Here is a 13,034-nt window from a genome sequence, read left to right on the forward strand (position 1 = left end):
ATCCCTCCTTTATACATTCTCTCCTATTAACCTATCAAGTATTATTGCAACAGCAGCCCGCACAGAAAGATGATTAAAATCGGATTTTCCTCTTACAGGCTCTAATGCATAATCACATTGCTCTAAAATCTCATCTGGCATACCCCAACCAGTACCAAATAAAATTAAAATAGGTTTATCACTTCTCAAAATCATTTCTTTTCCTTCATCAAATGTTATAGTATTTTCGCGCCATTTGGCAGATGTAAACATGATGATAGGTTTCTCTTTTTCAATATTTTCTATATCTTCAATAACATCCTCATAATAACTCATTAACTTAACTAATGATAAGGCCTCTGAACGATTGGGATTGTACTCTTTTCCAAATCCCTCTCGCCAATATGCCAAAACTTTCTTTACTATATCTTGTTGGGCAGGTAAGTTATTCACAAGATAGTACTTTTTAATATTGTAAGTCCTACAAGTCCTTGCAATGTCATGTATATCTAAATTTGTAACAGCTGTAGATATAATCTTACCATCTCTTCCTAAAATTGGATAATGAATTAAAGCGAGATAAATTTTATCTAACACCATCAATCAACTCCCTAAACAACTCCAGCAACGCAACTTTATCAAGCTTATCAAATTCTTTATTAAAGAACAAATCCGGTCTTTTCTCCATAGTCTTTTTTAACGCCATTTTACGTCTCCAAATTTCTATTTTATTGTGGTCTCCACTTAGTAGAACTTCTGGAACCTTTAAACCATTTATTTCTCTCGGTCTTGTGTAATGTGGATGATCAAGTATTCCCGTGTTAAAAGATTCTTGCTCAACCGAATCTTTATCTATGACTTCTGGAACAAATCTTGAAATTGCATCTGCAATGATCATAGCTGGTAGTTCCCCGCCAGTTAAAACATAATCACCTATTGAAATTTCTCTATCAACAAAACTCATTACTCTTTCGTCAATTCCCTCATACCTTCCACAAATTATAAGAACATTTTTTTCACAACTCAATTCTTTTACAATTTCGTTATTTAACGTTTCTCCCTGTGGCGAGGTTAAAATTGTATAAGGCTTTCCAAATTCTTTATTAAAATACTCAAAAAACCTAAAAAAAGGCTCGGGCTTCATAACCATTCCTGGGCCACCACCAAAAGGGTAATCATCAACAACCTTATGTTTATCATTTGTAAAGTCTCTAAGATTAAATATTTGGATATCTAAAATCTTATTCTCCACCGCTTTGGAGATTACTCCATATTTTTTTATTACACTTACCATCTCAGGAAAGATGGTTAAAATACTTATTTTCACCCTAACCACTCCGGAAGCCTGACAACTATCTTTCTATCTTTCTTGTCAATTAAAACAACATAGTCCTTAATAACAGGTATCATAAGTTCATTTTCGGTATCCTTATTTATTACAAGAACATCGTTACTACCCGTTTGTATAATCTCATCAACTTTTCCTATGTTCTTACCATTCTCATCAAAGACATTTAAACCTAAAATTTCGTAAAAATAATACTCATCATCTTTTAAAGATGGCAACATACTTTTTTCAATATAAAGTTTAGACCCCACAAATTTTTTAGCGTCATTCACAGAATCAATTCCCTTAATTTTCACAATGTAATAACCATTTGACAATACCATGTATGAGATTCTACCAAATAGAAACTTTTTTACCTTTTCGTTATATATAAAAACTTCATCTAAAGATTCAATAACTTCAGGTATATTAGTTAATGGTAACAACCTTAACTCTCCACCAAGCCCGTGCGTTTTCCCAAGTATTGCAACTGGGACTTTGTCTTTTAAAAGCTCATGGAGAGTCTTAATCATCTTACCACCTTCAAAATAAAATCATTTTCATCGGTTATTGAAGATAAAAGTATCTTAATTGACTTTATTGTTCTTCCATCCTTTCCAATAACTTGCCCAACATCTTCGGAATTTACCGATATTTCAAATATTCTTTTTCCATCCTCATTAAATTCCAAAACAACTACCTCTTCGGGATTTTTTACAATCCCCTTGAGTATGTACTCAAGGAGCTCTTTCATTGATTAGCCTCCTTCTTTTTTACATTTTTTATTTCATCAACTTTTTTAAAGACCCCTGCCTTTCTCAAAAGGTTTCTTGCCGTTTGGCTTGGTTGTGCACCTTTTAAAATCCAATCAACTGCCTTATCTACATCAACATTTAAAACATAAGGGTCCTTAATAGGATCATAATATCCCAAACTTTCAATGTATGCACCATCTCTTCTTTTTCTTTGATCAACTACCACAATTCTGTAAAATGGTTGTTTCTTTTTACCCATACGTGTTAACCTAATCCTTACCACACTAAACACCTCCATACAAATTTTTATAATTTAAAACCTCTTAAATTAAATGGTAACTTTCCTTTTTTAAACATTTTCATCATTTTTTTCATTTCCTCATAGTTTTTTATTAATTTATTAACTTCTTGTACACTAGTTCCACTACCTTTTGCAATCCTTTTCTTTCTGCTTGCATTAAGTATCTTGGGATTTCTTCTTTCCTCAGGAGTCATTGAATTTATTATCGCCTCTGTTATTTTTAATTCTTTTTCACCTTGATCTAAATCAACCTTCGGGGCACCTGGTAAAAGATCAATAATTTTTGAAAGAGAACCAAGTTTTTTTATTTCCTTCAACTGTTCTTGAAAATCTTCCAAGGTAAACTCCGCATTTATCATTTTCTTTCCTAAATTTTTCATTTTTTCTTTATCAAGTTCCTGCTCTGCCTTTTCAATTAACGTCAAAACATCCCCAAGCCCCAATATCCTACTTGCAATTCTTTCTGGATAAAACTCCTCAAGGTCCTCTATTTTTTCACCGGTTCCAATAAATTTCACAGGTTTTTGTGTAACATATCTAATTGATAAAATCACTCCGCCCCTTGCATCACCATCCATCTTTGTTACCACAAATCCCGTGACATCTAGCCTTTCATCAAAAGTTTTAGCAGAGTTTACCGCATCTTGCCCAGTCATTGCATCAACTACCATCAAAATTTCATCCGGGTTTAAAATATCTTTAATTTCCACCAATTCGGACATCATTTCTTCATCTATGTGCAATCTCCCAGCAGTATCAAATATTACTACATCATATCCACTATCTTTTACTTCTTTTAAAGCCCCTTTTACTATTTTAATTGGATTTTTTTTATCACCATAGTAGACAGGTACGTCTATCCTTTTACCCAAAGTTATCAATTGATCAATAGCCGCAGGTCTATAGGTATCTGCTGCGACTAAATATGGTTTTCTACCTCTTTTTTTAAGTAAATTTGCAATTTTAGCCGCACTCGTTGTCTTACCACTTCCTTGCAATCCAACCATCATAATATATGAAGGAGAATGAATCATTTGCAATTGCGATTTTTCCCCCATTAATCTAATTAATTCATCTTTCAAAATCTTAATAAACATTTGATCAGGAGTCAAAGATCTCAAGACTTCTTCTCCTAACGCTTTCTTCTTTACTTCATCTATAAATTCTTTTACCACTTTATAATTAACATCAGCTTCCAGCAAAGAAAGCTTTACTATTCTAATAGCTTCTTTAATATTTTTTTCCGTAATTTTTCCTTTTCCAGATAAACTTTTAAACGCCTTTGAAAGTTTTTCTTGTAGTCCCTCGAACAAATAAATCACCTTCCTTTTTCTTCCTAATTTAGTATATTATACTTTTTCCTTTTTTCAATTAAATTTTTGTACAACTTTGAAAACAAACACAAAATTATATGTAACAAATAAATTACACCAGTTCGATTGCTTAACTTAACACATCGAATAGTTTTAACATTTACGTAAAAATTTATGTTTTTGAATTAATCAACCTGATGTATAATAGAATTAACCCAAGGGGAGCTCCATATTCCGGGGCTGAGAGGAAGGTGGAAACCTTCGACCCTTTGAACCTGACCCAGATAATACTGGCGGAGGGATGGGAAATACCCTCCAAAAGGAGGGATTTTTTTTAGGAGGTGAAAAAATGAAAAAATATATTGTAAGCTTGTTTGTTCTAATTGGAGTACTTTATTTTTCTACCCAAACATTGGTAATTTACACATACGATAGTTTCGTCTCAGGGATTGGTTATGAGGTAATTCCAATTTTTGAAAAAATGTATGATTGCAAAGTCGATCTTAGATCTTTCGGAGATGCCGGAGCCGTATTAGCAAGGTTAATATTAGAAAAAGATAAGCAAAAAGCAGACGTAATAATAGGACTTGATCAGGCTTTACTACATAGGGCAAAAAAAGAAGGGTTACTTGAAAAATATTCACCGATAAATTATTCTTTATTAAAATATCCAGAATTAAAAGATGAATACGGTGTACCGTTTGATTTTGGTGCCATTGCAATAGTTTACAACAAAAACACTGTAAAAAATCCACCGAAAAGTTTTTCGGATTTATTAAAAAAAGAGTTCAAAAACAGAATAGTTGTGGAAGATCCACGCACTTCAAGCACAGGAATTAGTTTTTTGTTGTGGACAATCGCTGTCTATGGAGATAACTATTTAGATTTTTGGAAAAAATTTAAAGAAAACATACTAACAATAACACCTGGCTGGGATGAAGCGTTTGAGATGCTCGAAACTGGTGAAGCAGATATCATGGTAAGTTACGCCACAGATGGTGCATATAGTTATTACAACTATGGTAAAATTACATATGTACCAGTAATTATGAAAGAAGGAGCATTTGTACAAGTTGAATATGCTGCAATAGTAAAAGGTGCAAAAAACATGGAACTTGCAAAAAGATTTTTAGAGTTTGTATTAATGGACAATTTTCAAGAAAAAATTCCATTAAATCAATGGATGCTTCCTGTAACTAATGTCAGTATTCCAGACGCATTTAAATATGTGCCAAGAATGGAAAAAATTTTGAAAATAAATCCCAATTTATATGAAAAACAAGAGGAGATATTAAAAGAATGGTCAAAAGAAATTATTGGTGGGTAATTCCTTTGTTATATGTTATTGGGGGACTTTTTGTCCCCCTATTTTTTCTATTTTATAAATTTGGTGGAATAAACTTTTCCGCTATAAAAGATCACTCAAATGTTATCAAATTTACTATAACCCAAGCAATTGTTTCATCGATTTTTACATTGCTTCTTGGACTACCCGGTGCATACATTGTTGCCAGAACAAAAACACATCCATTTTTAAAATCTATTTTTAGAATATTGTCATCAATTCCTTTTATTTTACCTGGTGTTACCATGAGCATTGGATTTTTAATGGCTTTTGGAAGAAATGGACTCTTAACTAAGTTATTGGGAATACTAGGATTTGATAGGAAAATTTTGTATACATTCACCGCTGTAATTCTAGGACATGTCTTCTATAACTTTCCACTTTTCATAAGGATAGTTGGAGAAACATGGGAAAAGATAGATGCAAGTTTAGTTGAAGCAGCAAAAATAGATGGTGCGAAACAACATAGAATTTTTTGGAAAGTGGAACTTCCAATTTTAACTCCATCAATTTTAAAAGCATTTCTTTTAACTTATGTCTATACTTTTACAAGTTTTTCAGTTGTTTTAATACTTGGTGGAATAAAATATTCAACTATTGAAGTTTCCATATATATGTATACAAAAATACTCTTTGATTTTAAAAGTGCTCTTTCACTTTCATTTTTTCAAATCTTATTCATCTCTGTAGTTTCATATATGCTTTCATTTGAAAAGTTTGAATTTCTCAATGGAACTTCTTTAAAAGAAAAATTCCCAACTTGGGGATATTTTTATATAATTTTAACCATTGCAATCATATTCATCCCACTAACATATTCCGTTCTTTCAGGATTTATAAACTACGGTGGAGGATTTGGAATAGAAAATTTTAAAAGACTTTTATCATTAAATTTAAAAAGATACATTGGTACCACTTTTTCATCTATGTTTGTATATACAATCTCTTTTAGTATAATCTCTTCAATTATTTCAATAATTATCTCAATAATAAGCTCTTTTTATAAAATCCAAAAGCTTCAATATCTAATGTTTTTACCCGCATCAATTTCTCCAGTTACTCTTGCTTTCTCATATGTATCTCTAAATATTAGTCAATACATTTCAATTCTTGTAATATATTCGTTAATTTCGCTTCCAATAGTATATGGAATAATCTCAAGTGGTTGGAAAACAATTGATCCATACTCTATCGAAGCAGCTAAAATAGACGGTGCAAATACATTTAATTTAAACTTAAAAATAAGGTTTCCACAAATTAAATACCATCTACTAACAGCTTTTGTATACGCTTTCACATTATCAATAGGTGAAATGTCTGCAACTATAACATTAAGCAACCCACCAGTTTCAACCCTATCTATATCCATATATAGACTCTTAAGTTCCAGAAAAATTCCAGAAGCAAGAGCCTTAAACACAATTTATTCATTTATAGTTATTCTTTTATTCTCAACAATTGAATATTTAAGAAATAAAAAACTAAAGAATGTCTATATTAAATAACATCTTAGCAATAATTCCTATTATAAAAGACAAACCCATAACTCCAAAACTAATTAAAAACATTTCAGAAAAATAACCTTTAAAACTCTTATTTTGAACTATTGAAACAAAATATGAAAAGAACAAAATAATTACTAATGCAATAACCAGCAAGAAAATTAAAGCAAAAAATGGATTAGGTACCAATATATATGGCATAACCAATAAAAATACTGTAAAAATGTAAGCAATACCTGTATAAATAGCAGATTTTAATGGATTTTGTGAATTTGGATCAGACCTTTGTGATAAATATTCGGAAGCAGACATTGAAAATGATGCTGCAATACCAGTTATCACACCTGAAAGGGCAACCAATTTTGAATTTTGAAATGCAAAAGTTAATCCTGCGAGTGTTCCTGTTAATTCAACAAGAGCATCATTTAATCCCAAAACCATTGAACTAATATATTTTATCCTTTCTTCGTCGATAAGCTTTAGTAACTCTTTTTCATGTAAATCTTCATCTAATATTATTTTTTCAATTTCCGGTATTTCATCTTTTAACATCAAATAATTTTTTTGGGCTTTTTCTTCCGCCTTTTCCATAGCATTCAAAGAGAAAGTTAATCCCAAAATAAAGTAAACAAAGATATGCCAAATTATTTTCAAATAATTCGGATGAAGATCTTTTTTCGAATATTTTTTTAAAATGTTATAGTGTCTAAATTCATCTTCTGCAATTTTTCTAAGAACTTTACTATTTTTATTTTTAGAAATCTTTGACAAAAATTTATAGACATAAAATTCTGTAATTTCATTTCTTTGAAAACCATATAAAATTTTTCTCAACTTTTTTGTCAAAATATCCCTCCTTTTATTACAACTTTTTCAACTAATTTTTCGGCAATTATTTTCCTTGTTCCAGCACCATGTGCAATTAATTTAAATAATTTTTTTGAATCTAAAACTCTTACTCCAGCAAGGAATTTCACCGGTATTTTTTCCACAAGTGGTGTAGATGGTCCTACAATAATAACCCTTTTTGTATTTACATATTTTAAAATCCAATCTATTGTTCCATTAACAACTGTTGCACCAGTTATGATTACTACTGTACACTTAGGCAAAAGATCAACTATAGCCCAATCTGGAAGCACATCATCACTATTCCTATTCCTATCAAAAACTAAAACATCCCAAGCAACAGGTTTAAGATATTCAATTAATGGTTCTATTTTTCCAACAACTCCTACCGTGTCATCAAAAGATACATCTAAAAACTTAGTTATGTCTCCTTTCAGATATTTACTTTCATCATAATAAAAAACGGAATTTAATACCGCATATGCCACTGATCTTGTCAAAGGATCAGGGGAAAATGCCCCTATTTTCAAAATTTCTCTTACACCCATTCCAACATCTATTTTACTTACTGGATTACCCGTACTTGAAGTACATTTAAAAAACTCTTCACATTTTCCAAGTGTATCTTCTCTTAATGTGTAACTAACACCACATCTACCATCACTTAACAACGCAGCAGTTAAACCATATCCAATTATATAATCTTCCAAAAAAACAGAATTATCTACAAACTCAAATGCCTCATTAAACAACACTTCCGAAATTTTCATAAAATCCCTCCTATTTTTCGACTTTTCCCTTTAAATAATACCATAAATACATATCAAATTTCCCTGGACATTCTCCAAATTCATCTGCAAGAGCTTTAAAAACTTTTTCAATTTCAAGATATCTTCTTTTACTCCAATTTTTGGGTATAATATCAATATAACCATACTTATTTAACAACCTCAAAACATGTTTATCTAAAATTGCAACTTCACAAAAAGCTACATTTCTCAAAAAATGCGAAGATTCTTTCCATGAAATTCCTTTAACATTTTTTACCAAAAACTCCCTTGCTTCTTCAACGGGTAAACTCAACAAGTTTCTTAAATTTCCAACAATCCATCTATTTTCATATATATACCTTGCCCTTGCCCTTGGAAACCTATGCCCGACCTTCATTAAAGATATCTCTAATTCTTCTAGAGAAAATGTATAAAATCCCTCACCAATTTTCTCTTGCGCAATCATTCCACCTTTTGCAGACCAATTTGCAGTTAAAACACAAAAAGATAATTCAGAAAAAAGATCTATTTCACTACCATTTTTCCTAAGTTCTAAAAATTCATTCCATCTTTCATTTACCATTTCTTCGGCTTCACTTTTTATTTGTTTTATCTCTAAAATCACTATTTCACCTCTTTTTTCAATTAAAAACTTTTAAAAATTTAAAAAAATCATAATAAAATTATCTCCACAATATGATAAAATATAATCAAAAGGAATATAGGGGGGATTAAATGTACATTAAAATGTTCGGAAAATATGGTATTTATCTAAAAGATGAAAAAATACTTTTAAACAGCAAAAAAGCCGAATACATACTATACTATTTAATTTTAAACGTCAAAAGGAAAATATTTGTAAATGAAATCCTAGACTTATTTTTTGAAGGTTATGACAAAATATACTCGAGAAAAAACCTAAATACACTTTTATATATGATTAGAAAAGGATTAAACATAACCAAAGACGATCTCAAGATAGAAAAAAATATGATATTCCTTAATCCTAGAAAACTCAAATGTGATTATCTTGAATTCCAAAAACTTATGGAAAAAAAACCTTCTAATGATGTCCTACAAAAAATCACCCAGCTTTACTCCGGTGAACTTCTAAGTGGATTAGATTTTGATTGGATAATGCCTTTTAGAAAACTATGTGAAATGCAAATTTTATTAATGACTCAACAACTAAAATTACCTAATAATTTTGAAATAACAAATTTACCAACAAGAAATGAAATATCTATGGAACTTGCAATAAAACTAATTGCTCTAGATAAAAAAAGGCGAAATCCAATGTTTTATCCTATTTTGCTAAAAACAAAAGAAGATATAAATGAAAAAATAAGAAAAAGTGATTTTTATGTTAGATTATCTCAAAACAGCTACCTTGTATTATTTGAAACAGGAGATTCGAATATTGAAGCACTTAAAAACATATTAAAATTTAGATTCAATAACATAGAAATTGTAAAAGAAATTTAACCCCTCTAGATGGGGTTAAATTTTGTTAAATACACCTGTAAATAATTTTGAAAGTACATTTGCAAGGTACATATAGTTTTCATTTTCAAATGCAAATTCATTTTCAAAGTTGTATAAAGATATAAACCCGAATAATTCATTATTTTTATAAAAAGGAATGGATAACATCGATAATATTCTAGTTAAATGTGCGTACTTCATTAAAAATTCTACTTTTTTCATCCTTTCATTATCTACATTCAGATAATATTCCTCGGCAACATCATCTAATTTAACGATCATTGGTCTTTTTAATCTTTCAGAGTATACTTCATCTAAAGTAAAAAAAACATCTTTCATTATCTCATAATCAAAACCTGATGCACCTCTTATGCATAAAATATCACCATCTCTCGTGGAAAATAAAGCACCATCTATCTCTGGAAAATTTTCAACAAAAAGTTCAGTTAAATTACTATAGTTTTCTTTTCTATTAAATCCTTTTTCCAACCATTCACAAATAAATTTATCAAGTATCTTTCCTAAAATATTAAACATCTTTGCTTTTAAATCCTTACTAACTAAATCATTAATCTTTTTAAAACTAATTATATATTTATAGCCATCTTTTTCCACATCTACTTCAAAAATTTCATCTTCAAATTCAAAAAAGAATTTATCCATTCCATCCAACAAATTAAATCTATTTTGTTTAAGAAACAAACTAAATATTTCCTTCACTCTTTCCTCAGAAAAAATAGTTGAAACTATTTCAAAATCATCTGATTCATAGACTAATAAAATATCCGTTAGCTTTTTCAAAATTCCTTTAAAGATAATCCACACCTCCTTATTTCAAAAATATTATAGCATAATTATCCAAATTAAAAACTCCTCAAGCTCATACGCTTGAGGAGAAAAATACGCTTTATTTAACTGTTTGTTTTTTAAAAGTTTCACCACTAAATTTTAAAAACAACAAGAGGACTTTTTATTCATATTGTAGCAAGCATAACAGCCTTTATCGTATGTTTTCTATTTTCAGCTTCATCCCAAACTTTACTTTGAAGTCCTTCAATAACCTCAAAAGTTACTTCTTCTCCTTTTACAGCTGGCAAACAATGCATAAATATTGTTTCAGGTTTTCCAGTTTTTTTCATAATTTCTTTATTAACCTGATATGGCATAAGTAACTTTCTTCTTTCTTCTGCTTTTGACTCTTCACCCATTGATGCCCAAACGTCTGTGTATATTACATCAGCACCTATCACTGCTTCATCTACATTATCTGTAAATTCTATTTTTGCACCTGTTTCCTTTGCAATTTCCAAACATCTTTTAGTTAATTCTTCATTTGGTCTTAATTCTTTTGGAGAACAAATCACATAATGTAAACCCATTTTTGCCGAACCTATCATCAAAGAATTAGCCATATTATTTCTTCCATCACCCATAAATACCAACTTTACGCCTCTCAACTTTCCAAAATTCTCCTCTATTGTCATCAAATCCGCAAGAACTTGAGTTGGATGATACAAATCAGTTAATGCATTATATACAGGGACACCAGAATACTTTGCCAATATTTCAACTGTTTCTTGTTTAAATCCTCTAAACATTATTGCATCAACCATTCTTCCAAGAACTCTTGCAGTATCTTCAATAGATTCTTTAGCACCTAATTGAATATCCTGAGTAGATAAAAATAATGGATGTCCTCCTTCCTCACCAAAAGCAGTTTCAAAAGCAACTCTTGTTCTTGTAGATCTTTTTTCAAAAATCATTGCAAGTGTTTTTCCTTGAAACCTTTGATGGATAATTTGCGCTCTACTATCCGCTTTACATGTTTTTGCTATTTCAATCAAATATTTGATTTCATCCGTGGAAAAATCAAGCAATGTTAACAGGGATTTGCCTTTTAAATTAACTCCCATTTGTACATCCCTCCCACTAAAAGATAGCGGGGAATCTCCCCGCTTTTTATTATAACAAACCTTTCTTCTCGAGAAACTCTTTCAAAATATCTTCAAGTGTTGGTTTTCCAATTTCTTGTAATTCATAAGTAACTCTTACAGCAGGTTTATTTAATTTCGTTACTCTTCTAAGATCAATAGGTGTACCTATAATTACGAGATCAGCATCTGCTCTATTTATTGTTTCTTCTAATTCCTTCATCTGTTTTTCACCATATCCCATTGCGGGAAGAATCATATCAAGGTGAGAATATTTCTTGTATGTATCAACTATAGAACCAACTGCATATGGTCTTGGATCAATTATTTCTGCTGCTCCAAACTTTTTCGCTGCTACGTATCCTGCACCATACCTCATTTCACCGTGTGTTAGGGTTGGTCCATCTTCTACTACAAGCACCCTTTTACCTTTAATTGCTTCTGGATTCTCAACAAAGATTGGAGATGCTGCATCAACAACAATCGCATTTGGATTCCACTTTTCAATATTTTCTCTTACTTTTTGAATACCTTCAATATCTGCTGTTTCTTCTTTATTAATCACTACAACATCCGCCATCAACAAATTAGACATACCTGGGTAGTATAAAACCTCGTGACCTGGTCTGTGAGGATCAACAACCGTAATCAACAAATCCGTTTTGTAGAATGAAAAGTCATTATTTCCTCCATCCCAAAGTATAATATCTGGATCTTCTGCTTCAGCTGCTTTTAAAATAGCTTCATAATCCACCCCTGCGTAAATTACACTCTTTCTATCAATATGTGGTTCGTATTCTTCTCTTTCTTCAATTGTACATTTGTGCTTGTCCAAGTCAGAGTAATCAGCAAATCTTTGCACCTTTTGAGCAACAAGGTCACCATATGGCATTGGATGCCTAATAGAAATAACTTTTTTACCAAATCCTCTTAAAATATCAAGGACACGCCTTGTTGTTTGACTCTTTCCACATCCTGTTCTAATTGCGCAAACTGAAATAACAGGCTTTGTTGACTCAACCATTGTATTTCTTGGCCCCATTAATTTAAAATCAGCTCCTGCCGAAAGAACGGTTTCTGCTTTTTCCATAACGTATTGATGTGGAAGGTCACTGTAAGCCAAGATCACCTCATCCACGTCATATTTCTTAATTAATTCTACCAACTTTTCTTCCGGCTCAATTGGAATACCATTCGGATAAAGTTCACCGGCAAGTTCTGCAGGATATACCCTTCCTTCGATATCTGGAATTTGCGTAGCAGTAAATGCCACTACCTCATAGTCTGGGTTATTTCTAAAATAAGTGTTAAAATTATGAAAATCACGACCCGCTGCTCCCATTATTATAACTTTTTTCTTTCCCATGAAAACACCTCCTTAAATTACGTTCTACCACTTAAAAGTATATCTAAAAACTTCTTATTTATCAACTAAATTCTTGTATAATTATAAAAACTTATTACATTAAATCTTTTT

At 30.9% G+C, this 13,034-nt stretch carries 15 protein-coding genes and 1 riboswitch; of the genes, 3 read left to right on the forward strand and 12 right to left on the reverse strand.

Annotation, left to right across the window (positions count from 1 at the left end; genetic code table 11):
• Positions 1 to 9 precede the first annotated feature (9 nt).
• Genes Y592_RS00430 through ffh form a run of 6 tightly spaced genes read right to left on the reverse strand, consistent with a single transcriptional unit; the run spans position 10 to position 3,675 of the window.
• A complete protein-coding gene (locus Y592_RS00430) occupies positions 10 to 576 on the reverse strand; it encodes an RNA methyltransferase (RefSeq protein WP_075666661.1) in 567 nt (188 codons plus the stop codon).
• Complete coding sequence (gene trmD, locus Y592_RS00435; RefSeq protein WP_075665120.1) at positions 566 to 1,306, reverse strand: tRNA (guanosine(37)-N1)-methyltransferase TrmD; 741 nt, start codon at positions 1,304 to 1,306, stop codon at positions 566 to 568. The genes Y592_RS00430 and trmD overlap by 11 nt, the downstream gene beginning before the upstream one ends.
• Entirely contained in the window at positions 1,303 to 1,839 is a 537-nt protein-coding gene (gene rimM, locus Y592_RS00440) for a ribosome maturation factor RimM (protein WP_075665121.1), read from the reverse strand. The genes trmD and rimM overlap by 4 nt, the downstream gene beginning before the upstream one ends.
• Complete coding sequence (locus tag Y592_RS00445; protein WP_075665122.1) at positions 1,836 to 2,060, reverse strand: KH domain-containing protein; 225 nt, start codon at positions 2,058 to 2,060, stop codon at positions 1,836 to 1,838. The genes rimM and Y592_RS00445 overlap by 4 nt, the downstream gene beginning before the upstream one ends.
• Positions 2,057 to 2,344 carry a 30S ribosomal protein S16 gene (gene rpsP, locus Y592_RS00450; protein WP_075665123.1) on the reverse strand — a complete coding sequence of 96 codons (288 nt, stop codon included), beginning with the start codon at positions 2,342 to 2,344 and terminating at the stop codon, positions 2,057 to 2,059. Before rpsP ends, Y592_RS00445 begins: the two co-directional genes overlap by 4 nt.
• A gap of 23 nt (positions 2,345 to 2,367) precedes the next feature.
• Positions 2,368 to 3,675, reverse strand: coding sequence for a signal recognition particle protein (gene ffh / locus Y592_RS00455; protein ID WP_075665124.1), 1,308 nt, complete (start codon positions 3,673 to 3,675; stop codon positions 2,368 to 2,370).
• A 208-nt stretch (positions 3,676 to 3,883) separates the two neighbouring features.
• Positions 3,884 to 3,994, forward strand: a riboswitch (TPP riboswitch).
• A 30-nt stretch (positions 3,995 to 4,024) separates the two neighbouring features.
• On the opposite strand from ffh, the gene Y592_RS00460 reads away from it, so the two are divergent.
• The gene (locus Y592_RS00460; protein WP_075666662.1) at positions 4,025 to 5,002 is read left to right on the forward strand and encodes a thiamine ABC transporter substrate-binding protein; all 978 of its coding nucleotides are present in this window, start codon (positions 4,025 to 4,027) and stop codon (positions 5,000 to 5,002) included.
• Between the two features lie 5 nt (positions 5,003 to 5,007).
• On the forward strand, positions 5,008 to 6,525 hold the full coding sequence (locus tag Y592_RS00465) for an ABC transporter permease (protein WP_233120216.1): 1,518 nt from the start codon (positions 5,008 to 5,010) through the stop codon (positions 6,523 to 6,525).
• On the opposite strand, the gene Y592_RS00470 is transcribed toward Y592_RS00465, so the two are convergent.
• From Y592_RS00470 to Y592_RS00480, 3 genes are read right to left on the reverse strand one after another with little or no spacing between them, the layout of a single operon-like run.
• A complete protein-coding gene (locus Y592_RS00470; RefSeq protein ID WP_077286946.1) occupies positions 6,502 to 7,368 on the reverse strand; it encodes a VIT1/CCC1 transporter family protein in 867 nt (288 codons plus the stop codon). The genes Y592_RS00465 and Y592_RS00470 overlap by 24 nt on opposite strands.
• Positions 7,365 to 8,141 carry a Rossmann-like domain-containing protein gene (locus Y592_RS00475; RefSeq protein ID WP_075665126.1) on the reverse strand — a complete coding sequence of 259 codons (777 nt, stop codon included), beginning with the start codon at positions 8,139 to 8,141 and terminating at the stop codon, positions 7,365 to 7,367. The genes Y592_RS00470 and Y592_RS00475 overlap by 4 nt, the downstream gene beginning before the upstream one ends.
• Positions 8,142 to 8,151: 10 nt before the next feature.
• Positions 8,152 to 8,787, reverse strand: a complete 636-nt coding sequence (locus tag Y592_RS00480) for an N-glycosylase/DNA lyase (protein WP_255407169.1) — start codon at positions 8,785 to 8,787, stop codon at positions 8,152 to 8,154.
• 89 nt (positions 8,788 to 8,876) lie between these two features.
• Between Y592_RS00480 and Y592_RS00485 the strand changes: the two genes are divergently transcribed.
• Complete coding sequence (locus tag Y592_RS00485) at positions 8,877 to 9,626, forward strand: hypothetical protein (protein ID WP_075665128.1); 750 nt, start codon at positions 8,877 to 8,879, stop codon at positions 9,624 to 9,626.
• 15 nt (positions 9,627 to 9,641) lie between these two features.
• Here Y592_RS00485 and Y592_RS00490 read toward each other — a convergent pair whose 3' ends face one another.
• From Y592_RS00490 to Y592_RS00500, 3 genes are all read right to left on the reverse strand, one after another.
• The gene (locus tag Y592_RS00490; protein WP_075665129.1) at positions 9,642 to 10,427 is read right to left on the reverse strand and encodes a hypothetical protein; all 786 of its coding nucleotides are present in this window, start codon (positions 10,425 to 10,427) and stop codon (positions 9,642 to 9,644) included.
• 173 nt (positions 10,428 to 10,600) lie between these two features.
• The gene (gene argF, locus Y592_RS00495; RefSeq protein WP_088368812.1) at positions 10,601 to 11,539 is read right to left on the reverse strand and encodes an ornithine carbamoyltransferase; all 939 of its coding nucleotides are present in this window, start codon (positions 11,537 to 11,539) and stop codon (positions 10,601 to 10,603) included.
• A 49-nt stretch (positions 11,540 to 11,588) separates the two neighbouring features.
• Positions 11,589 to 12,923, reverse strand: a complete 1,335-nt coding sequence (locus Y592_RS00500) for a cyclic 2,3-diphosphoglycerate synthase (protein ID WP_075665131.1) — start codon at positions 12,921 to 12,923, stop codon at positions 11,589 to 11,591.
• Positions 12,924 to 13,034: the final 111 nt, after the last annotated feature.

The organism is Thermosipho sp. 1070 (genome assembly GCF_001682135.1).
Taxonomy (GTDB): Bacteria; Thermotogota; Thermotogae; order Thermotogales; family Fervidobacteriaceae; genus Thermosipho; species Thermosipho affectus.

What these genes read in the sequence shown, in the direction of transcription:
- rimM (WP_075665121.1), bottom strand. Translation starts at nt 1,839, where the DNA reads ATGATTAAGACTCTCCATGAGCTTTTAAAAGACAAAGTCCCAGTTGCA.
- Y592_RS00445 (WP_075665122.1), bottom strand. Translation starts at nt 2,060, where the DNA reads ATGAAAGAGCTCCTTGAGTACATACTCAAGGGGATTGTAAAAAATCCC.
- Y592_RS00460 (WP_075666662.1), top strand. Translation starts at nt 4,025, where the DNA reads ATGAAAAAATATATTGTAAGCTTGTTTGTTCTAATTGGAGTACTTTAT.
- Y592_RS00475 (WP_075665126.1), bottom strand. Translation starts at nt 8,141, where the DNA reads ATGAAAATTTCGGAAGTGTTGTTTAATGAGGCATTTGAGTTTGTAGAT.
- Y592_RS00485 (WP_075665128.1), top strand. Translation starts at nt 8,877, where the DNA reads ATGTACATTAAAATGTTCGGAAAATATGGTATTTATCTAAAAGATGAA.
- argF (WP_088368812.1), bottom strand. Translation starts at nt 11,539, where the DNA reads ATGGGAGTTAATTTAAAAGGCAAATCCCTGTTAACATTGCTTGATTTT.
- Y592_RS00500 (WP_075665131.1), bottom strand. Translation starts at nt 12,923, where the DNA reads ATGGGAAAGAAAAAAGTTATAATAATGGGAGCAGCGGGTCGTGATTTT.